The sequence below is a fragment of the Pelagicoccus sp. SDUM812002 genome (genome assembly GCF_031127835.1).
Lineage (GTDB): Bacteria > Verrucomicrobiota > Verrucomicrobiia > Opitutales > Opitutaceae > Pelagicoccus.
Genome location: NZ_JARXHX010000001.1, coordinates 507120 through 529909 on the forward strand (window position 1 = coordinate 507120; position 22790 = coordinate 529909).

The 22790-nt window shown below is 53.9% G+C and carries 13 protein-coding genes and 1 tRNA gene; 5 read left to right on the top strand and 9 right to left on the bottom strand.

Features of this window, described 5'->3' with window-relative positions:
• The first annotated feature begins 20 nt into the window (after positions 1-20).
• The 3 genes from QEH53_RS02050 to QEH53_RS02060 all read left to right on the top strand — a co-directional run bounded on the left by QEH53_RS02050 (position 21) and on the right by QEH53_RS02060 (position 6469).
• The gene (locus QEH53_RS02050; protein ID WP_309021453.1) at positions 21-2390 is read left to right on the top strand and encodes a hypothetical protein; all 2370 of its coding nucleotides are present in this window, start codon (positions 21-23) and stop codon (positions 2388-2390) included.
• 378 nt (positions 2391-2768) lie between these two features.
• Positions 2769-5831 carry a sensor histidine kinase gene (locus QEH53_RS02055; protein WP_309021454.1) on the top strand — a complete coding sequence of 1021 codons (3063 nt, stop codon included), beginning with the start codon at positions 2769-2771 and terminating at the stop codon, positions 5829-5831.
• An 11-nt stretch (positions 5832-5842) separates the two neighbouring features.
• Positions 5843-6469: a response regulator transcription factor gene (locus tag QEH53_RS02060; protein ID WP_309021455.1), complete on the top strand. Its 627-nt coding sequence runs from the start codon at positions 5843-5845 to the stop codon at positions 6467-6469.
• A 233-nt stretch (positions 6470-6702) separates the two neighbouring features.
• Here QEH53_RS02060 and QEH53_RS02065 read toward each other — a convergent pair.
• The 8 genes from QEH53_RS02065 to pelA form a co-directional block, all read right to left on the bottom strand.
• A tRNA-Ala gene (locus QEH53_RS02065) sits at positions 6703-6778 on the bottom strand.
• A gap of 145 nt (positions 6779-6923) precedes the next feature.
• Positions 6924-8597: a CocE/NonD family hydrolase gene (locus QEH53_RS02070; RefSeq protein ID WP_309021456.1), complete on the bottom strand. Its 1674-nt coding sequence runs from the start codon at positions 8595-8597 to the stop codon at positions 6924-6926.
• 156 nt (positions 8598-8753) lie between these two features.
• Positions 8754-11738: a glycosyl hydrolase family 28-related protein gene (locus QEH53_RS02075; protein WP_309021457.1), complete on the bottom strand. Its 2985-nt coding sequence runs from the start codon at positions 11736-11738 to the stop codon at positions 8754-8756.
• A gap of 109 nt (positions 11739-11847) precedes the next feature.
• The gene (locus tag QEH53_RS02080) at positions 11848-12096 is read right to left on the bottom strand and encodes a glutaredoxin family protein (RefSeq protein WP_309021458.1); all 249 of its coding nucleotides are present in this window, start codon (positions 12094-12096) and stop codon (positions 11848-11850) included.
• Between the two features lie 148 nt (positions 12097-12244).
• Positions 12245-13318, bottom strand: a complete 1074-nt coding sequence (locus tag QEH53_RS02085; RefSeq protein ID WP_309021459.1) for an alkene reductase — start codon at positions 13316-13318, stop codon at positions 12245-12247.
• A gap of 97 nt (positions 13319-13415) precedes the next feature.
• Positions 13416-13766, bottom strand: coding sequence for a YkgJ family cysteine cluster protein (locus QEH53_RS24140; RefSeq protein WP_345785693.1), 351 nt, complete (start codon positions 13764-13766; stop codon positions 13416-13418).
• Positions 13767-13822: 56 nt separating this feature from the next.
• Complete coding sequence (locus QEH53_RS02090; protein ID WP_309021460.1) at positions 13823-17605, bottom strand: two-component regulator propeller domain-containing protein; 3783 nt, start codon at positions 17603-17605, stop codon at positions 13823-13825.
• Between the two features lie 164 nt (positions 17606-17769).
• On the bottom strand, positions 17770-20415 hold the full coding sequence (gene pelA, locus QEH53_RS02095) for a pectate lyase (RefSeq protein ID WP_309021462.1): 2646 nt from the start codon (positions 20413-20415) through the stop codon (positions 17770-17772).
• A gap of 236 nt (positions 20416-20651) precedes the next feature.
• On the opposite strand from pelA, the gene QEH53_RS02100 reads away from it, so the two are divergent.
• Both QEH53_RS02100 and QEH53_RS02105 read left to right on the top strand, forming a co-directional pair.
• Positions 20652-21218 (top strand): peroxiredoxin, encoded by a 567-nt coding sequence (locus tag QEH53_RS02100; RefSeq protein WP_309021463.1) that lies wholly within the window; start codon positions 20652-20654, stop codon positions 21216-21218.
• Between the two features lie 111 nt (positions 21219-21329).
• The gene (locus tag QEH53_RS02105) at positions 21330-21950 is read left to right on the top strand and encodes a class I SAM-dependent methyltransferase (RefSeq protein ID WP_309021464.1); all 621 of its coding nucleotides are present in this window, start codon (positions 21330-21332) and stop codon (positions 21948-21950) included.
• An 18-nt stretch (positions 21951-21968) separates the two neighbouring features.
• Here the strand turns inward: QEH53_RS02105 and QEH53_RS02110 are convergent, their stop codons facing one another.
• Positions 21969-22781: a TonB family protein gene (locus tag QEH53_RS02110; RefSeq protein ID WP_309021465.1), complete on the bottom strand. Its 813-nt coding sequence runs from the start codon at positions 22779-22781 to the stop codon at positions 21969-21971.
• Between the last annotated feature and the right edge of the window lie 9 nt (positions 22782-22790).

A 22790-nucleotide genomic window follows, 5' to 3' on the forward strand; every position in this document is an offset into this window, starting at 1 on the left:
CCCTTTCCCAAAGACTTAAAATGACTTCTTGGCTCCATTGGAAACAGGCTGCCGCCATCTTTCTCATATTGATCACGCTCGGGCTCATGTTGCGAGCTGACTACCAAAGCCTTGATTGGGCAAAACGGTTCTCGAATGAAGGCAGTCCTGCTCCCGAACTAGACGCTAATTCAACAACTGGTTACGAGCTAGGGCAGCGTCACTTTCTTGGGACTCGTAATCGCGGTGAAACCTATCGTTGGATAGCTTATGCTCAGCAACTCGAAGAAGAGGGATTCCTTTCGAACGAGACCTACAGTAGTGACACGATCCCCACCGGACGGCCCCAACTCCTTCCTAAGCTCTACGCAGGCTGGATCGCAACGATCGCCTCTTGTATCCAGTTTTTCGATTCACAGCCATATCCGCTTGCAGTCGCCCAAGCGGCCCTCTGGGAACCTCTTATTTCGCACAGCTTGGCTTTTCTGATTCTCGTCTTCATCACCATCCCTAGAGCGGGTTGCGTGGGCGGCGCAGCAGCCGGTCTTGCCTTCGCGCTTTTCCCCTATTTCTCTGCCCAATTCATCCCCGGCTCCCTTTCCACTGACACTTGGGCGATTCTGCTGGCTGGTTTCAGCCTCATCCTAGCCTTTCCTCGAAATAAAGAAGCGGACAAGCATAAATTTTTGGGGGTTGCCTCAGCAGTTTGCGCCGGACTCGCCGTAAGTTTGGACCCCAGCGTTGGGTTTTCCGCAGTGCTAGTCCTTGGAGTATTGGCAGCGGCCAACATCCTTGTTGGAGGGAGGACACAGTCGATCCTGCGTTGGACGCTTGTCGGAGCTGGCGTGGCTCTGCTATCGAGCATTCTCGACCAAAACCCACTTGCTCTCGAATCAAGCGAGCTACGCTACAACCACCCGCTCTACGCAGTTGCATGGTTAGGACTCGGACTCGCCTTGAGCGCTTGGCAGGCACTTCGCAACTCCAACCAGCGAAGCACTTTGCGGTGGATACAAATAGGAATTGGGACCATCCTCATGGGATCGCTCGCCTACTTTCAGATCTCGGAAGGGCTCTCTGGGTGGCTCCATTCAAGCGCGTCTCTCCTGCGTTTAAGCTCACTCGACGAGACGATCGTATTCAGCAGCATCATACATTGGGTCGCCCAGATTTCCGTAATCGAAAGTGTATTCCTACTCCTTCCCTTCATCCTTTGCGCGATAGTGTTATTGATCCAGCTACGTGCAGCCCCCAGAGGGAATCGAAAAGCTGAAATCGTGACCCTAGCCGTCATTTTGACTGCCTTACTACTCACCTTCTTCAGAATTCGTTGGGGAATCGTCCTTTCCCTCGCCTGTATCCCGTTACTCTGCCAGTTGACCAGTGGTTTCTCACCGGATACGAAACGATACGCATTGGCCGCCGCCGGAGCACTCTTCTTTGGCCTCTTCGCTTGGAATAAGAGTCTACCGCAGAGCCTACAACGTCCAACTGGAGACGATCCCCTTAGCAAATTCGACCTCGAAGCCCTCGTCTACCGTCACCTCGCTCACTGGATGGCGAGTCACTATCCAGATCGCGAAGTCAAAGCACTCGCATCGCCCGAGCTTTCCGACTCGCTGATTTTCCACGGCAATTGCCAAACCCTCCTTTCCACGGGTTGGGAATCCTATCCGGGGCAAGTTGCCGCCTCGCGCATGTTGAGCGCTCCTGAAAACACGGAAGCGCAAGCTCTCCTCGAAAGTCGCGAGATTACGCATATCATGCTCTCCTCTTGGGACGCAGTTTTCCCGCTTCTCGCCCGCGAACCGGAAAATGCGGAGGATAGGAACTTCTACGATCGCCTGCAAAATTGGATCCTGCCTCTCACTCTGCGGCCCATTCCGTACCATCTTCCTCAGACTCCCGGATTCGGTACCGAGAAACTCGCTCTCTTCGAGATAACGTTGCCTCAAGACGCTGCCCTTTTAATGGCCAGACTAGCAGAATACTTCTCAGAGATGAAACGCCAAGAGCCAGCCGAACTCGCAGCGAAGACCTTGGTCGATTCCTATCGACAAGACCCAAACAGCCGTATCGCGAGAGCAACCGTGCTCTCTACTTCGAATGATATCATGCCTTTCCGGCAGCAAATCGCTGAAATCGTAGCTGATGTCGACAAGGGGATCATACCCATGGATTGGGATCGACGCGTCGCCCGGGCCATCGCTCTCGCTCTGGGCAAGCAACACGAACTCGCCAAGAAAGAAGCCCAAGCATGTATCGACACTATGGACACGGACAGCCTTTACCAATTGACGGCTTTACAAACCTACCAGCTTCTAAGCATTGCCCGTTCCTACAAGATCCCTTTCCCAGACGCTTCTCTCCACGCGTTGGCTCTTAAACGCTGCTCGGAATACCTTCGGTGATTAGACGAACAAACCCGATCCCCTAAAAAAGGGAACCGGGCAACGCCCCAGACGCTACTAGCTATGCATAAACAAATGATCAAACGACAAAATCTCTTCGAGATAACGATATATTCATTATATCAAAAAGGACCGCTCACTATTAATGAGGCAGACATGAAGGCAGCAAATCCGAACGGTGTTCTGTATCAAGACAACGTTGGTCATCATTAACCTACCCCTCCGGTTATAGAAGCCCGAACTCCAGGCCACGCGACTCCCGCAAGTCGCTCCCTCACAGGTTCACCATTCGAGCCGTCTTGCCATTCCCATCTACCCAAGCTTGCCTTCACAAAAGCTAATCGATTCTAAGACGCCGCTTAACCATAAAACTCAAACATGCCAAAGCTTCACTTAACCTCTGTCTTATCCGCTATCGCCGGCCCCCTACTGGCGCAAGGGAGCCCGAGAATAGTGAAGCCCTTCCTCGCTGTCAGCTTAGCGCTATTCACTTCCTACTTCCCTGCATTTGGCTCAAGTCCCAGCATTGGCCTGCCCATCACTCGAACCTACTCGATCGAAGAGATCGGCGCTTCTCGCGGCCCACAACTTAACTTCGACCAGCTCGGCCGATTGGCCGTCATCAGTAGCGGCAGCTACATTGTACTGAACGACGACAATTGGATCGACCTCGCCGTTCACAGTTCGAACATCCTTCCCGTAATCGACCTGATCGTCGACCACGACGGAAACGCCTACTACGGAGCCCTCGCTTCATGGGGTGTCGCCAAGACGACGGAGGACGGACGCATTCTGCCTACTTCCTTGCGCCCTGCTGAGTACCCCGCCTGGATCAACTCAACGAATTTCACCCAAATATTGCCTACTCCTACCGGAATCCTGTTCGTAGGCACGAATGGAGTAGTCCATCTCCAGAAATCTACAGGCGAGCAAAACTTCATTGAAACTCCCGTTGCCACAGCCTTCCGGCTCGGAGACGAGATTTTTCTCTCGTCCGGCCAAACAGGAACCGTACGGCTCGACCCCCTCACGGGAAATACCGAAACCATCGACGCCCAAGTCGCAGTCTTCGAGACCGCCGAATTCGGAGATGGAGGCATCGTGGCCGCCACCAGCAACAATCGACTCCTCTACTTTGACGGACACACATTTACCGAGTCATACTTTGGTTTCGAGGAGGGCAGCGTCGGCCCAATCTCTTGCCTGGAGGCATTGCCTGACGGTGGCTTCGCTATCGCCATCGACAGCGTTGGGCTTTTCCTGGTCGACGGAAGTGGACAGCGGAAAATGGCCCTGACCTCCACGAACTATCGGCGAATTCTCGATCTCGCAGTACACGACGCCGGCATCCTTTGGCTTGCTAGAGAAAGTTCGGTCGAAAAGCTCCTCTACAACAATCCGGTATCCGTGGTCGACCAAAGGGCCGAGGTCGTAATCGGCTGGCCACAAGTCCTCCAATGGGGCGGCGACAGCCTGATCGCCTCAAACGGTCGCCTCTACAAAATGGTGCTCGCAAACAACTCATGGAACTACCGATTCGAGGAACTACCAGAATCGCCTCCATTTGGAGTATGGGCGATAGCGGCAAACGAAGAGCACCTACTCGTGGGTAACGGCAACGGCGTGTACGCTAGCACTAGGGAATCGTTCACACCGATTCTGGAAAATTTCGAAGCCAACCGGCTCTTTCTCCAAGAAAAAAACCTCTGCATCGTCGTCGGAAGCAGAGAGATCACAGCGCTGCGGTGGGACGGCGAGCAGTGGTCGGAATTCGTTCCACGTATTCCAGGCGTCGGCTTCCCTTCCGTTGCGCACGTCACAGAACAGGCACTATGGATCGAACTTGGCCTCGATCGCGTAGCCCGCGTCTGGTTCGAAAACGGCGAACTTCAATTACAAGTCATCGACGAGTTTCCGTGGGACGAACCAGTCTGGGTAAACATCGGCGTTCTCAACGACTATATCATGCTCTCCGGAGCCTACAACCAACGCATCTATCTGGATAAGGACACCGCCCTTCCCAGCCCTGCCCCCGAAATCGACGAAGCCCTAAGCAGATCGCCCGTCACCATTCTTCGCGCCTCCGAGGACGAAAACGGCATGATCTGGGCATCCCACCCAGAAGGCGTGATCACCATAAGACCCTCCGATGACGGATACACCATCGACACCGAATCACTGGACAGTATACGCGACCAATACCCCGTAATCACTCTCTTCAATGGTCAGCACGCTTGGATCTCTACCGAATCAGCCCTCTACCATGTAGACCAAGACTTTACGCCAAGCCAGAACGCCGAACGACAGCCCTTTCTCGTATCCATAGTAGATGGAAAGACAGGACTAGAACTCTATACGGCAGCCAAGCCAAACAAGGTAATGGATACGCTTCCCTACTCGAAAAACCATCTCGTATTCAGGTATTTCTCCGATGGATACAAATCTTTAGACAAGCCGATCTACGAGTTTTCCATGCAAAAAGGCTCCGACAGCTGGAAAGTGCAAAGCGAGGACTCCCTCCTCACCCTCCCGAGCCTCGAGGAAGGAAGCTACCAGCTCAGCGCTCAGCTCACGGAGGCCGGCATCCCCGTGGGGGATCCCGTCGTAACAAACTTCAAAATCGAGCCACCTTGGTACCGCGCAAATGCGGCCTACTTCCTCTACTGGAGCGCCGGCATCCTGATCTGTCTCAGCGTAATGTCTTCCGGAATGCATCGAGCCAAAAGGAAGCACGACGAGCTCGAAGAGCTCGTACGCCAGCGTACCGACGAACTGCGAGACACCATGCAAAAGCTCACCGATGAAGCCCGCACCTCTGCCACTTTGGCCGAGAGAAATCGACTCGCAGGAGAAATACACGACAGTCTCCAACAAGGCCTAAGCGGCATCGCCCTCCAGCTCGACGCTACCCTCAAGCATGACAATCTGGATACGAACCTCCACAACCGGCTATCGGTTGCGCGACGCATGGTATCCTTCACTCGTCAGGAAGTACAGCAAGCCGTCTGGGATCTCGAATCCCCATTGTTGCAGGATGAAAGCTTGAGCGAAGCCCTGCGCAATATCACCCAAGTGCTCGGCGCTGGTTCGGCGAAACTCAAAGTCCAAACCTCTGGAACGCCCACCGAGATTCCATCCCGACGCAAGCACCACATCCTCCGCATCGCCCAGGAAGCGATCACAAATGCCGTCCGCCACAGCCAGGCCGAAAACATCACGATCGCCCTTCACTTCACCGAAGACCAGCTGCGTCTAGAGATCCATGACGACGGCCAAGGCTTCGACCCCAGCGAGGTCTTTTCGGAAGGGCTCGGGCACTTCGGACTGAGAGGCCTTCGAACCCGAGCGAGCAAAATCGACGGCCTGCTCACCATCGACAGCATTCCTCAAAAAGGCACCAGCGTCACCCTGAACGTACCGATTTCTAAAGACGACCAATAGCCACTGATATAATGAACGATAGCAAAATTAGAATCCTGTTGGTCGATGACCACGTTGTCCTGCGCATGGGACTCGCCACCGCAGCCAATTGCGAGCCAGACATGGAAGTGGTCGGCCAAGCCGAAAACGGCGAAGATGCCATCGAACAATGCCGCGTTTGCAATCCAGACGTAGTTGTCTTGGACTTACGCATGCCTAAGCTGGGAGGCATCGAAACCATCAAGCTGCTCAAAAAGGAAAACAGCTCCATCCGAGTACTCGTGTTCAGCAACTACGCCAGCGGTGAGGAAGCCCTGCACGCCTATCGAGCCGGCGCGGCCGGCTTCGTCGTCAAAGACATGCCCTTGGATAACCTCATCCAAGGGATCCGCATTGTACACAAAGGCGAGCAATACGTTCCAGCCGAGATCGCTAATCGCCTCAGCCGCCAAGTCCTCTCCCACCTCTCAAAGCGAGAGCTCGAAGTCCTTTCCCTTGTAGCTAAAGGCATGAGCAACAAAGAAATAGCAGGCGAACTAGACCTCGTGGAAGGCACCATAAAGGTGCACCTCACCAACATTCTCTCAAAGCTCGGTGTTTCCGACAGAACCCAAGCTATCCTGGCCGCCGTCAAACGCGGTCTCATCCATTTGGAATAAACAGCAGCAGGGAGCAGGGAAATCCCAAGCTCTTCCGCTACCCGCCAATAACCATGCAACCGTTTATTCTCCGAAACTCACCGGCTGTTGACACCATGGGGACCATGACAGCGTAGGTCTGCGTTTCGCTTCCCACGAAGACCCGAAACGACGCTTCGCGTACTCACGGCCAGAATGAGATCTGAGGTATCTCTCTTATGCTGCCGCCTTCTCGCTCCGCTCGGAACGAAGACTGGTGGAGCCGATCGGGATCGAACCGACGACCTCCTGCATGCCATGCAGGCGCTCTTCCAACTGAGCTACGGCCCCAAAACAGAGTCGCTAAAACGGCAACGATTCAGGCCCTTGGCAAGCGTAAATTCGGAGAAATTTACCATCCGGTTTCTGCAGCCCTCAACCTCCTTCGCCTTCGCTGCTTCCGAAAGGGCCCTAATGCCCCTGAGGGTCCGTTTTCTCAGTGGAGCTTGGGGATCACCGGCAAAACAATGTGACTGGGCCGCTCGGCGTCGAGGTAGAGGGTCTGATCCGCAGGTACCATATGCGTTGTCTCTCCGAACGGAGCCCCGGTGTTGGGGTTCCGGTCTAGCCGCGGAAAGTTACTGCTCGTGATGTCCACCCGTAGGCGCTCACCTGGCTGCACGACATAGCTGGTCGCCCAGACGTCGATTGTATAGAGCAAAGGCTCTCCTGGCGTGATCAGCTTTGGCTCTTCAAAGCCTTCTCGGTACCGAGCTCGAATAACTCCGTCCGCTAAATTGAAACTAAACCCATCAGGACGAACGACTACCAGTTTGGCCATAAAGTCAGTATCCGGAGCAGAACTACTTGCGTAGAGATTCACCGTCAATGGACCGGTGATTTCCATTTTCTCAGAAAATGCCTCGGTAGTGAATCGCACGATGTCCTCCCTTTCGTCGAGCGGGCGCTGGTCTCGAGGTCCCCTCACCTGAGTTCGCATGATATTCCCTCCAACCGTCGGGACTGGATCCGCTGGGTCGTATGTGTAAAGCATTGGCTCAGCGGAGTCGGCAGGTAGATCCACGGAGAGTGATCCGTCCTCTTGGAAATAGAATGAAGTATTCTCGGTCCGAGCGAGCGGCCATTCGTATTCATCCCGCCATACATTTTCTCCCATCACGAAAATACGAACCGGGGCGACCTCTTTCTTCTCTCCGTCTTTCAGCCAGATCTCAAACCAATCGAGATGCAAAGCATCCCAATCCACTAAAGCCGCTTCCCCGAAATCTAAGTCACCCGTCCGACTGCTTCGATTCCAGCCATGGGGCCAAGGACCGATAACCAAGCGCTGATTCTCGCGAGCGACTTGACTCCTTGCATCATTTGTCATGGTCACATAGCTACCGATCGTACTACGCAAAAAAGCGTCATACCAGCCACCGATATTCAGAGCCGGCACCGACATTTCGTCCGCTCTATCCTCCAGGTTCAAAGGCCGCCAGTAGCTATCGAGAGTCGGGTGAGCGAGCCAATCTTGGAAATGCCTCACATTGAAACCGAGCGACTGGTCTAGAGTCTTCAATGGCAGGTGATCGACGGATGTTTCCCAAGAAATCGGATACGACATGATTGTTCGGCTTCCGGTTAGACCGATGCCCCAACTCGCTCGGCTGAGCAATGAAAACGCTCCTCCCGGATATGCCACATCTCGGTAATAATTGCCAGGGCTCACGGATGGGGCGATCGCGACTAAGGCTGGATTGTCGTTCAAAGCCGCTAGCCACTGGACCGACCCTAGATAGCTACTGCCAAACATTCCCACTTTTCCGTTCGACCAGCTCTGCTCTGCTATCCAGCTCAAAACGTCGTCGCCGTCGTTTATCTCTTGAAAGTAGGGATACCAATTTCCATCCGAATCATAGCGCCCTCGGCAAACTTGGAGTACGAAAGCATAGCCGTGCGAGGTCGCAAGTCGCGCGTAGCGCTGTCGTACTTCGGCCGCTCCATTTCCATAAATGTCCCTAACGAGCAGGGTCGGATAAGGCCCGCCCGACTCGCTCGGCAGATAGACGTCTGTGGCTAACGCTACCCCGTCCCGCATTTCTACCGGCAAATGATAGCTGATCTTCACACCTTCAGGGAACTGCGGCTCCTCAGCGGCACTTACCATACCTAGGCCAATGCCCAGGGACGCGGATAAAAAAGAGAAAAATCGAAAGAGCGGACGATGACTCCCAGAGCAACAAACGGGCAACTGCATGCTGCCAGCTAGCAAATACCGCGCCCTACAGCTCTAATCTGGGATAACGAAGAACCTATTGAAAAATCAATCGCCGGCGCCCAAAGCGACTCGGTAAACCGAGGAACGAGCTGCAATATATAGCACATCGCCGTCCTTCCCTCCCATCGCTAGAGAAGCTGGACGCTCCGGCACGTCAATTCGGTCGATGAGCTCTCCTTTTGGCGAGTATACATAGACCTGCCCCGCAGCCACATATACATTCCCCTTCGAGTCGACGACCAAGTCTAGCTCTCCGTTCTCAGCGAACAATTCCGGATCGCTGAGCCGTCCATCGGCTGCAACCGCGTAACGCCAGACTTTCTGCCCAAACTCGTCGGCGAGGTAAAACGGCTGACCCGGGATCGCCTTTCGCAAAGTGAAGCAACGCCGGAGCGTATTTAGTCCAGTCAGGTAGAGCGAACCATCGGGCGATACGAAATGGGACTTTGCCGCGGCTGTTGATGCAGCAAACAAGTCGTGCGAATCCCTCCAACGGTGCCCAGGATGCACGGCCACTGCCTCGGGTCTCGACTTGACCACCGATGCTTCCACGATCCGCAAACTTTCTACGGGATCCGCCGGATCGAATGTGAATACGTCCTTCGAAGCGGTAAGCACCATAGCGTTGTCAGAGGAATCGAATACAATTCCAACTGGAGAGATCGCCGCGTCCAATACCAGAGAGAGCTCGTCTCGTTCCGTATTCCACTCGTAAATCCGGTGCCATCTTCCATCGATGAAATAGATGTTTCCATGACGGTCTGCTGTCATCGCATCTGCGAACTGGAATCCTCCGGCGATTTTCTCAACACGCTCAGAGCCTTCGCTTTCAGCTCGGGCGGATGTGGCACCGATCTCTAACCGGGCAATTTCGCGCGGTCGCACTTCGATCCCTCGTGACTCATCGTATAGCGTGACATCGTAGGAAAATTTGGTCGGCGAGTAAACATGCAAGCCACAAAACGTGATGTCCTCGCTAGAGCGAACCTTCACTCCGTAAGGAAACGGCGAGATCATGCGATCGACGCGATAGAGGTAGGTGTTCACGAAGAGCAAGTTGCGAGAATCCTCGATTTCCAACGGCAGAGCGTCTGGTCCCTCCCCACTTTCTTCCTCGAACTGCAACGCGTAAAACTTCCAGTTTTCCACTCCGCTCAGCTGTACCTCCGCTCGCACGTGGTGCTCCGAGGATACTTGATAAACGCGACCTTCCGTAGCTGTATTCGTGATTCGCATACCTGCCTGTGCGTAAGGGCTCGGCGTCCAAATATTCTTAAAGGTACCGCCTCCTCCATTGGTTACCCAAAGGCTCGCATACTGCGAATCCCACCGGCGGCGGTAGTCTCCGTCCGCCGTCCGGTTTTCGTTGTAAGTCGGAATCGAGCTTCCATCCGCTCGGTAGGTTCCGTGGCCTCCTAAAAAGCGCACATCATTTACCATCGAATGTGTGCCTGCCATCCATTTTAAGGCAACTGCACTCGGGTTGGCCCCGCCCGTATCCAATCCAATACCACTGACGATACATCGCCCTCCTTGGGGGGCGACTAGCAACGGCTTGGGCGCACCTGCGATCGCTGGTACAAGCGGAGTGAAACGGCGGCGTACCGCTTCGTCTTCCGGATCCAGTCCCCAGCGACGGATTCGCTCTTCATCTATTTGAGGCATGACTGCGGCTCCCATAAACGCAGGAGTGTAGTCTTTTATTAGGATCTGCGTCGTAATCGGGCTTGCTCCGATCAGCACCGTATCGGGTTGCAACGTTATGGTATCCGAAACTCGGTAACGCCCCGTGGGCAAAAATACAGTCCGGTTCGCAGCGATGGCAGCTCGCAACGCTTCCGTATCGTCTACCTCTCCGTCGCCGACAGCCCCAAAGTCCTTCAAGTTCGCCCAGGTCCTTTGCTCCGGCAGTCGGGGAACGTCACTCGCTACGGCTTCCGGCAAGGCATCAAGCGGCTCCAGCTCGCGCGTCGTGCGAACCGATCCTTCTTCTCCAATCTCCGAAATTTGAAATCCATGAGTGAATTGCTTAACTCGATACAGTTCACTTGGCGCTTCTACCTTCTTGCCGCTCTTGCGAAAAGCAGCGAGCGTGGGAACATTGTTCGCAACCACATTCTCGATGTTGAACTGCGGACGAGCATTGTATTCATCGCTAATGACCACAGCAGGCCCGGATATATTCTCCAAAATCGAATCCGCCAGATAGAGCTCTTCCGCTCGATCAGGATTCACTACAATTGCGCTCGGCGTATCCTTAAAGCTTATACGCAGAAGAGTCAGGCCAGCCTCTTCCGTACTGATCGCAGCTACTCGTTGTCCTTCGAAAAAGCTGTCAACCATCACAAACGGCCAACTGGGTGAGGGCTTCGTGGTGATGATACCATAATCACCCCCAAAAAAGCGGCAGTCCTCGATTTCGTTTCCTACCTTTTCTACACCCGCCCGGCCACTTCCTATTCTGAAGTCGATATGGGCAAGGAAGCAGTGTTGCGCAAAATGCGAGCGCACTCCGATCGCCCCTGAATTACCCTCTCCTATTTCAACGTTCACGTTACTCAGGCCCGAATAGAAGGTGCCCGGGTTCGCAGGTCGGATTGCCTGCCCTTCCCGCGGTCGGTTGCTCACGAAGTTGAAGATGTACTTTCCCTCCTCCGATTGGTAGCCGACAGAGTTTGCGGGCAAGACGAAGGTTGGACGCTCGCTTCCAAATCCGATCAGGCGAATCCCTTTCCAGATGTAGATCGTATCGCTTACTCGATAGATGCCCTCTGGTACGTACAAAACACCGTATTCAGATTTCGCTTGCACCGCATTGATGGCGCTTTGGATAGCCTCCGTGTCGTCTGCTTTTCCATCGCCCACCACGCCAAACTCCTTGGCGTCTAAGTAGACCGCAGCTGGGTCGACCAAGCGTTCTGTGTAAAATGAGGTACCTTCAGTGGAAGCACCAATCAAAGAGCTGAAAGACGCCGATACGAGCAAAGCGACCAAGGACAAGCAGAGAGGCAAGGGGTACACGAATCTCATGCCGACTAACGCATATTTAGGTGCACTTTAATGCAAACTAATTATCAAAAAAAGGGGCTGAACTAGTAAAATCCTAGACAGCCCACTCGTATGGCAAGTTGAGAACGATTTAAGCGAATCCGTGTTTAGCTAAGAAAGGCACGAGTTCGTCTACTCCGAAGTCAGCGAGGACGGCATCGCCAAGCTTCATGGTCGGCGCCTTGCTTTGTCCGGAAAGTTGCACCATTTCTGCCATGGCTTTCGGGTCTGACCGAACCTCCTTAGCCGTGTATCCGATACCCTTCTTCTTCAGATAAGCTTCAGCATCGATACACCACGGGCAGCCCGCCTTCACATACACTATCGGTTTTTCTTTCATAATTACAAATCGTTAGAACGTACAGACTGCGTGAAGTCCTGCATGCAACCGAACTCACAGTCAGTCGGGGCGGCCAGTAGGGTAACTACGACGGAATGACCTCAAGAGCCGATTCCAGACCCTTAGACAAGCTTGGAGGCCGCCCCCCTTAAACGTTAGCGTCCTCTAGGCTGGGGTAGTCGACATATCCCTTCGGATCCTTTGGAGTCGCACTGTAGAAGCTGTCGGGATCGGGTTCATTCAAAGGGGCTCCTTCCTTCAAGCGCTTCACCAAATCTGGATTCGCGATAAAAAGTTGACCATACGAAACCGCATCTGCGACGCCTTCCTTGACTAACCTTGCCCCAGTCTCCGCTGTGAGCCCTTGGTTCGCTATGTAGATGCCACCAAATTTTTTCTTCAACTCAAGACTCACGCTCCCGTCATCGATCGCCTCTCGGGTAAAGATAAAGGCGATCCCACGTTTTCCAAGCTCCTCAGCAACGTATCCAAATGTCGCGGACGGATTTGAGTCTCCCATATCGTGAGCATCGCAAGCAGGAGCGAGGTGCATCCCGACTCTGCTTGCGTCCCAAACTGACAACACCGCGTCCGTCACCTCTAGCATCAATCGAGCACGATTCTCTATCGAGCCGCCGTACTGATCTTCACGCTTGTTGGTCGAATCCTGCAGAAACTGGTCAAGAAGGTAACCGTTTGCTCCGTGAATTTCAACCCCGTCGAAACCAGCTTTCTTCGCATTCTCGGCTCCCTTGCGGTAAGCTTCAACGATGTCTGGAATCTCTTCCAATTCGAGTGCCCGAGGGGTCACGAATTCTTTCTCAGGCCGCACATGACTGACATGCCCTTCTGGCTTTATTGCAGAAGGAGCCACAGGAAGCTCCCCATCTAGGTACATCGGGTCCGAAATACGTCCCACGTGCCAGAGTTGGAGAATGATCAGCCCACCTTTATCGTGCACCGCCTTCGTAACGAGCTTCCATCCCTCGACTTGCTCGTCAGACCATATTCCCGGAGTATTCGCATAGCCCACACCCATGGCTTCGACCGAGGTTGCTTCTGAGATAATCAAACCCGCGGTGGAACGCTGGGAATAGTAATCCGCCATTAAGGCATTGGGAATCCTACCTTCGCTAGCACGGCAACGCGTCAACGGGGCCATAATTACTCGATTAGGGAGCTCCCAGGCTCCCACTTTGATCGGATCTTGTAGATTGCTCATCAGAAAATTAGTAGGTTTGACTTTGCCTACTCTACGACGGGCGGGAATTGGCAACTGCATTTCTCCGCCGGAAAAACCAGATTTTTTCGCGAAACTGCTATCTATTCCTTCCTCGCCCGACTCCGACACGATTTCTGGCATGGCGGCACTGCTCGCTTCCGCTTTCGAAACGGCGGCACAACTCCGGACGACTCCCATATATTCGACAAAGCTGGTCAGACCCCAGGAACGCGCACCCCTCGGTATTGGCTAATGGATACATCCGATACGCAACCTCTCCCTTGCCGAGAAAGTTATCCACTTTCACGCACCTTTCACGCAATAAGGGCTCTCGCTCGGCGTCACGCGCACTCGCGAAAATTGGATAGCAGCGACAACAAGCGCCGCAGTCGGCGCAATCGAAAACCTCTCCGCCGATCTCGACGGGATTGCTCTGATTGGATGACATTGTCCTATCCCAAACACGACTCCTCTGGTGTCAAGGGGACAGTAGCTTCGCTAAAGCTAAGATTTCATCAGGTCCAGAACATGCGCTATTTCCCGTAGCAGGTCTGCCTGTTCAACAGGTTTAGTGAGGCATCTTTGAAAACCTGCCTCTAGCAGCATTTCTAAGTCCCCTTTGAATGCGTGGGCCGTGAGAGCAATAGCGGGAACTGACGGCGACATGTTCCGTATCGCCTTCAAGGCTTCCACACCGCCCATGTTCGGCATTGCGATGTCGAACAGCAACAGGTCGATCTCATCGCTGCGCTTGGTGAAGATCTTGACAGCCTGTTCCCCGTCGAGGGCGTGGATTAATCGCGCCCCAGTTTGAACCAAGAACCGTTCTACAATCGTGTAGTTGTTAACGATGTCCTCGGCCACCAATATGCAACGCCCGGCTAAGTCCAACTCGGAGATAGCGTCCTCCTGGCCTCGCGGGGCAGCCCGAACCTCCGACTTCACTTTTTCTACGATTGGTATCGTAAGCGTGAATACAGAACCTTCGCCAACATCAGAATCCAAAGTGATAGAAAAACCGAGCTCGTCCGCCAATCGGCGACAAATCGCCAACCCTAGGCCTGTTCCGCGGGCGAACGACTTCTTCGTATCCACTATCTTATGAAAACGCTCGAAAACTGCTTCATGCTCAGAGGGTGCGATTCCCACTCCCGTATCCTTGATCCAGTACTTCAATGCGTTCGCCTCACGGTCAAACCCCATGCCAAAGGTGACTGAGCCGGTTTCAGTGAACTTGCACGCATTCGTCGCCAAATTTAAAAGTATCTGCCTGAGGCGTACTTTGTCCGCATCGAATCGTATACAAACGTCGTTTTCCAATCGATTGTCTGCGAAGTAGGATACTCCAGCTGGAGCCCTACTTCCGACCAATTGGGAGACCTCAGCACTTAGTTCGTGGAAAAGCATCCAAGCATCGACGCACTCGTAATTAAGCGTCAACTTCTCTGATTCGAATATAGAAAAATCGATAATGTCATTCAGAAGCTGAACCAGCATTTCCGTATTCTCACGAATGCAGTTGCTGTAATCGTCAAACTCTCCCTGACCTTTCGCCTCCATTGCGATGAGTTGAGAAAATCCCATAATCGCGTTCAATGGGGTTCGAATCTCATGCGACATGTTACCTATAAAGGCAGACTTGAGGCGGTCCGAAACTTCAGCCTTATCGCGGGCTGCCTTGAGCTCCCGTGTCCTCGCTTCGACCAAATCCTCCAGTCGGGTACGGTGGACCCGCAGCTCTTCGTTCTGCAAGGAGAGCTCTTCCTTCGCTATACCCAGCTCCTTCGTTCGTTCGGCAACGCTATTGGCCAAGACCAAGCGCGAACGTTTCAAGGACACCACTCGAATGCGGTACAACGCAAACAACACAAACGTCACAATGCCAACCGTGAGGAAACGAAACCAGTCGGCCATCCAAATCGGTGGAGAAATGCTGATGGCAAGAGACTCAACGTTGTCCCCCCAGATACCATCTGAATTGGTAGACTTTACGCGGAAGGTATAATCTCCCGGATCGATATTCGTGTACACAGCTGAAGACGCTCCTTTCACATACTGCCAGTTTTGGTCGAATCCATCGAGCATGTAGGCATACTCTACGTCACTATTCCTTGGATACAATAAGGTTGAAAAGCGAAGCGCGAAAACAGAATCCTCGTGATCTAGTTCCAATTTGTCGAGCAGGTACGGTTCAGCTGCAAGCAAACCGTCCTCCCCACTTGGATACACTTTCCGGTTCAATATACTCAAATCTGTAATGACAACCTTCGGAACCCTCAGATTTGGCTTAATCTCTTCGGGCTTAAAACGCGACAGACCAGAAACGCCACCGATCCATATCTCACCACTCTCGCCTACAAAGCTAGATCGCTTCACGAACTCGTTCGATTGCAGACCATCTTTGCGATCATAGTTAACAAAGCGAGGATCGCCCGGGACCTCTATGCCGTCAATGAACTGCGACAATCCAAAATTGGTCGTTATCCAGAGGTTCCCCGATTCATCTTCGCTAATCGACTTAATCGAGTTATTAGCCAGTCCGTCTGGCACACCATAGCGCGCGTACCTTTCAGACACGGGGTCGAAGTGAATCAAACCGACTTCAGTGCCCAGCCACAGCTGCCCCCTGCTATCGATGAAAACAACTTCTATATCGCCCCTATTTTGAGCGATTGGATCCCCCGTATGACTAAAGTGCTCAAAATGTCCCTGTGTCGGGTCGTACCGATCCAGCGAACTGTAGGTAGATATCCAAAGTGCCCCCGCATCGTCTATGGCAATGTCGTTAACATATTGGCTGTTGAGCGAATCCGGATCCTCTGGATCATGCGAAAAGCGTTCAAAGGTCTCTGTGCTTCGATCGAATCGATTCAAGCCACCACCAACCGTGCCAATCCAAAGGTTTCCCATCGAATCTTCCACAATGGAAAAGACGTTATTATTGCTCAAGCTACTCGGATCTTCCGGATCATTCAAATAGCGCACAAAGGAATCGCTCTCGGGAACATATCGACTTATTCCACCAGCCCAGGTCCCGATCCAAATTTCACCGCGAGAGTCCTTGATAATCTGATACACAGCGTTGGCCCCGATGGTGCTTTCATCGTCAAGATCCATCTTATACTCTGCATTGAAACCACTCTCTTCGTCAAAGCGGACTATGCCTCGCTCTGTCCCAATCCAATGCTCAGATCCATCGATTAAGATCGAATTCACCTGTTCGCCTACGTCCAGATTGGCGTATACGTCATGAATCTCAACCGTACGAAAGTTCTTCCTTTCCGCTGAATGATAATTAACACCATCACCGTAGGTACCCGCCCAGACTGAACCCGTATCATCTACGTAGATACAGTCAATCCCGTCGGCGCTAATACTCCTTTGATCATGTAGGCGACTGTAGTAGCGTTGCTTTTCGAGAAGCTCGCCCGATTCGTCATCCATTTCCCAAAAAGTAAGTCCCAGAGCTGATCCATGTCCCAGCCACATGTCTCCGTTCCGGTCCATCGTTATGCATTGCCCGCGTATGGGCATCAATTCCCGAAGCTCCAAGCTCCCGCCATCTCCCAATTCGTAGAGGAAAATCGCAGTTTCTGTCCCTAGCCAAATGCGCCCCCAGCTATCTTCGGCCATTGATTGTACCCAACGTTCTCCAGCTCCCTCTTCATCCTCCAAGCGGTAGAACGAATCGTTCACGCGGTCGTAGAGGCAGACGCCTAGCTGAGTACCGATCCAAAGGCGACCTCTGCGGTCCTCGAGCAGATTCCAAACGATGTTGCTGATCAGGCTCGTCTCGTCGCCTGAATCGTGCACATAGCGCCTTAGCTCCGCAGTATCTGGAAGATAATGAAATAACTCGTTCGGCGTACCAAACCAGAGACTCCCGTCCGAGACTTGGCGGACCGTGTTCACCGTAGCTCGTCCGATTGGCTCAAACAGTTCAAACCTGTCGAGCTTCCTGTTGTATACGAAAGCGCCTCCCAACGTACACACCCACAATTGATCGGTAGCGTCTACATAAAGATCATTGATCGAACCGCTCTCCAAGCCCCTTTCGTTTTCGGATTCAGGACGATAGATTCGGAAATCTCGGCCATCGTATCGATTTAGGCCGTCCTTGGTGCCTAACCACATGAAGCCGTAAGAGTCCTGAACAATTTTTCGCACCCAACTTTGGGAGAGCCCATCCTCCACTCCGATCCTGACGAACTCCTTGCGGCCTTGCGAATAGCCTTCGCCGATCCAGACGAACAGGAATAATAAAAATGGTAGGAAACAGGGACGCATATAGGGACCGGCTAGAGCTCTCGCCGCCAAATCTCCGCTCGACCGTCTCTGTTGTCAACGAGGCGAATCGATTCGGCACTCTCCCGCTACGCCCTTTGCAAGCGATTCAACGTTTTTTCACATTCGCTAGGAATTGCCGAGCCGTGCTTCGATAAACCGGTCCGTTATCTAGCTAGTTGTCCTTGGGCTGGGGTGAAGCTCTGAACTACCTCACCAGACTCGAAAATTGCGTTCACGTCCAATGCCGCGGCCTCCTTTTCGGAGAGCGTCCTCGCCCATGGCACACGATTTGCCATGTCTCCCCCCGGACCGTAGCTGCCAAACTCGGCATAACGCGCCGTCTCCTCCCGCTCCGGCCCAGTCCAGTTGTGCCAACCTTCAGGCCGAACCACTTCCGACATTCCCGTCCGAACGAAAGTGGTCTGGGCATGTGCTCTCCAAGGGCGCCCCAAGTATGCCTGCACTCCGGGTTCACCGGTGATCCTGCAATCCAAGAACACCATTCCGTACTCCTGCAGCGCTGGAGTTGAGGCTGCGGTGATGTATCCATTCTTCAAGCAATGGATATGGCATTTATCGAAAACCGATACCGCGCCGCCAAAAATGAAATCAACGTGACCTTCGATGTAACAGTTTTCGAAATACTGGCGCCCGCGGTTCACGAAGATCGTGTCCTGCCACCCCTTGAAAACGCAATCGCGGAACACGACTCGATCTCCGTCCACCCGCAAGGCGAGGGCCTGACCAACGGGGCCAGCATCGTTGGCTATCGTCATCGAATGCACTTCGAACCCTTCGCCATCCACCTGCAGCGTTGGCGTGCGAAACGTCCCCAGCTTCTTGCCGTCGGGTCCAATCATGTTCGCGTGTATCCCCTCGACCAATACAGTCGTCTCTGCCGCGTCCCCCACTAATCGAATGTTTCCTCGCTCCCGCTGCACATAGGCTCGTTCCCGATATTCACCGTGCTTCACCCGTATGATCCATCGAGCCGATCCGTCCGGAGCTTGAGGCGCTTTGTAGATCGCCTTCTCGACCGAACTCCAGTCGCCCGTGTCGTCCAAGGCCACCAATGCATCGGCGAAGTGCTTGGCGATTGGCAGCTCCAAACGACGCATCTCGGCAATCGCCAAAGCCGCAACCTCGCGAGCACCATCCCACGAATAGTGGGTGTTGTCGCTCAAGCCTTCTGGTTCGATAGCCAATTCACCGGGCTCAAACCAAAGGTGAAGCTTTTTGGAACCTTCGACCCCCTTCGACTCCCCCAATTGGGTTGTCAGCTTTTCCATCTCCAATAGCGGCACGTCTTGCTCATTGGCAACCTGCCGCACAACAAGGGGATAATCGCCGTGCGTCCGCACCATCCGTTCGCCTGACTTGTCCCATTTACGGCGAGCCACCGATGTCGCCAAAATCGGGTGCGCCCCTCTCGCTCGGGTTTCCTCTATCATGCGCAAGATATTCCTGCGATAGTCTGTGCGGGCTTCCGCATAGACAGCGGGCTTGTGCTCCTTTTCGTCGTTATGCCCAAATTGGATGAGAACCCAATCGTCCGTCTTGAGACGGTCGAGCACGTCTTCCCAGCGCCCTTCATCGAGGAACGACTTTGTGCTCCTTCCATTTACTGCGTGGTTATCCACCCGCAGCGGCGCCAGCGTGTACTCCCGCAACAACTGTCCCCAACCTTTTTCCGGGTTCGTAGGTCGCGGTTTGTCTGCCATGGTCGAGTCTCCCACCAAATAAAGAACCGGCCCGTCCGATTGCGTAGCGAGCCGACGCCTCCAGGCCGGATATTCCTTGGAGACCATGTCCTTGGCCCAAGTGCCGTAGTAGCCGTAACCTCCTCGACGTTCCTGCTCGATTTCAGAAAGCTCATAGTGCACCACGCTGTCGCGTCCCACAAAGATCGGGCGGTTTGTTCCGATCTCGTAGAAGCGAGCCCATAAATCCTCCTCCGGGTCATCGCGGAGAACGCGGTCGTAATTCCCGTTCTCGTCCTTGATACGGTCCGCACGCTTTCCGGGTATGGCCACCTCGGTAAACCAAGCGACCGCTCCCTCTATGGCAGCCACCACCCGCGGCGAGGGCTCTTCGATATCCATCAAGAAGCGGACGATCTCCACCGACTCTCCACCAGATAGGGACACCAACTCGAACGCTCGTGCCTTGGCGGGAGCCAAAGTTTCCACATCGTGTTGGGCGCACCAAGCTGTCAGCTGACCATCCACTCGGATTTGTGTCTTGAGGATGCATTCGATCCCGCGCTCGACCGCATCGCCAGCCCGCTCACGAATGGAATTGCCCAGTCCCTTCCAAGGCGCCTCTGCACGTTCGACTTTCTTGAGCAAATTCAGCACTCGCACGGTGGCGTTGTCATTAAACGTGATGTGAGAGTAGTAGCCTTCCCGAAGCGGATAAAACTGCGGCCACCCTCCATTTTCATATTGGGCCTCTAGGAGATACTCGATGCCTCGGTCTATCGATTCCTTCCAGCGGTCTGCAGGCTGTGCCTCGTTGACTCGAGCGAGAAACGTCAAGGGACTCGTAGTTGCGCCATTGTCGATGGTCGCGTGGCGGGCTTTTCCGCGACTTTCGAGGTACGCCTGGGAAGGAGGCTCCGACAGGTTCAAGTTTTTGGGCCAACCGCCCGAGGGCTGCTGATAAGAAAGCACGGAATCCGCTACTTCGGTGGCTTCCGGTGAAGCATACCAATCACTCGTCTGCCTGAGAGCTTCGTCCCAGCTTGGGACTGCATCAATGGCTACCACGGCACACAGCGCCGCTAAAATTGCTAAAATAGATCGTTTCATACGACTCAAAAAGATTGGGGCAGAATGGGCTTCGGCTTGAAAGGGACGCAAAAACCCTACACGTGTTGCAAACTACAGGAACTCATTGTCAAAGGTCACGCAGAAAAGCGAATCCTCGCAAAAACCTGTTGCCGACAATCCCGACGGCTGTCCGACCACTTTCCACAAAAAACAGAGTTGCCGCTCTCCGAGAAGTTCCACACAAGCAAATCGTTCTCTCGCTCGTCTGCTCACACATGAACAAGCTTCTGAAACTCCTCGTCCTTGCCGCTATGACCGCATCCGCCTCCCTTTCCAGTGCCGCCCTCGATGTCGGCAGCGAAGTCAAAAACTTCGCCGCTAACGATGACACCGGAGAAATCTGGTCAGCCGCCAATCACCTCGGCAAAAAGAACATCGTAGTCTATTTCTATCCCGCAGCCATGACCGGCGGTTGCACAGCCCAAGCCTGTTCCTACCGCGACTATTCGACGAATCTCGACGAAGCCGACGCCATCGTGGTCGGCATCAGCGGCGATTCGGTCAAAGGCCTCTCGCTCTTCAAGGAAGCGAACAATCTCAACTTCCCACTTCTCTCGGATCCAAACGGCACCATCGCCCAACTCTTCGGCGTTCCGACCAGAGAAGGCGGATCGCTCGAACGTGAGATCAACGGCGACATGCACACCTTCTTCCGGAACCTCACAACCTCCCGCTGGACCTTCATCATCGGCAAGGACGGCAAGGTCATCTACAAGAACGAGGAAGTGGACGCCCGCGAAGACACTTCCACCGTGCTCGCCGTTCTCAAGGAAAACCAATAACGCGTACCCGGCTCTCAGCGGCGCCGAGAGGCGCTCCTCTCACCGCGAATCGGCCAGTGTCCAAGGCCGAAACCTTAGCGGACCCACGGACTTCCTCTTATCCTCCCGCAGATGCCTATCCGCGAGCTCTACCTCGATCTTACCACAGATCCTCTTCCTATCGCTGTCCGCAATTTCCTCGAAGCCGCGGACACTCGGTGTGATGAGTTTTTCGATACAGGTGCTAACAAAAAATTGCCCCGGTTCCTTCCAGCCGACTACACCGTAGTCTACCGAGCACTGAAGGCTCTGCAAGACGAAGGCGACCTCCTCGGCAACAGATTCTGCGAATGGGGCAGTGGGCTAGGCACAGCTACTTGCCTCGCTTCCCTGCTCGACTTCGAAGCCTACGGAATCGAAATCGAGTCCGAGCTGGTGAAACGCGCGAGAGCCCTAGCCGACGAGCACGACTTGCCTGCCCAATTTCTCGAGACCAGCTTCCTCCCTGAAGGTTTCGACTTTCTGTATACTCAAGGAGCACGTCAATTGCTAGCCCCGCACAATGCTCTACAAGGTGGATACCAATACGACGATGCTGATTGGGAGATCGACGACATCGACCTATTTTACGTCTATCCTTGGCCGGAGGAACAAGAGTCAAATCTAGAGCTATTCGAAGCCCTCGCCACTGACGGCGCCTACATGATCTGCTTCTATGGCCCCGGCGACGTCTGCTTTTACCAAAAGGTTTAGAGTGCTGAGCTCAGAGTCCTACTGCTGCACGAACTCGATTTGCAAGCCCATCAGGGCCTGCCCTTTAGGAGGTCGAGCATAAGAAGAAAGTCGTCCGTAACCGGCCAGTACTTTGCGATCGAATTCACCATCGCCACTGCTACGCACGATTCGCACATTGCGAACCGATCCATTTGCCAGAATATCGCAGATCACGGATGCCGATAGCTTCGTGCCACGAGATGGGTGGCTCGCCACCGCCCGCTTCAAGGATGCCTTAAACCCAGCGATGTAGCTACCAAGCGCGTCTTGATCGGCCTGGCTGTAGCTCGCGATTTCCGCCGCTGGAAGGCTGCCGATCTGTATCCCTTCAAACTGCGGAACGTCGATCTTGGGGCGCCTCGTCGTGGGTGACGGCGTCGTGCGAACATTCTTCACCTTGTTCGCGTCCGGATTCTGCTTCAGGAAATCGTCTAAGCTCATCTGAGCCGGCTTGGGCGGAGCGACTTCGATCACCGGCTGCTCGCGTTCCACTACAGGCTCGGGCGGGCGCTCGACCTCTACGGTCCGCACTGGGCGCTCGGGGAGCTGAATATCGTCGAGGGTCGGCATCGTGTCCTCCACCGGATCGTACTTGATGTCGTCGAGGGTCGGTTGAGATTGCGAAGGCTGCGCGGTGGCTCCTCCCGAAGGAGGCGGTACCATCTCGAATTGGAATGGCTCTTTTTCCTGCTCCGAAAAGAAGAGCACCCAAACCGCTACCACCACCAAAAGCGTCAAGTGCACACTCGCTGAAAAGACCAAAGGTCCTCTCTGCTCGTAGAACATGTTAGCTAGGCGGACGTCATCCATAGAGCTATT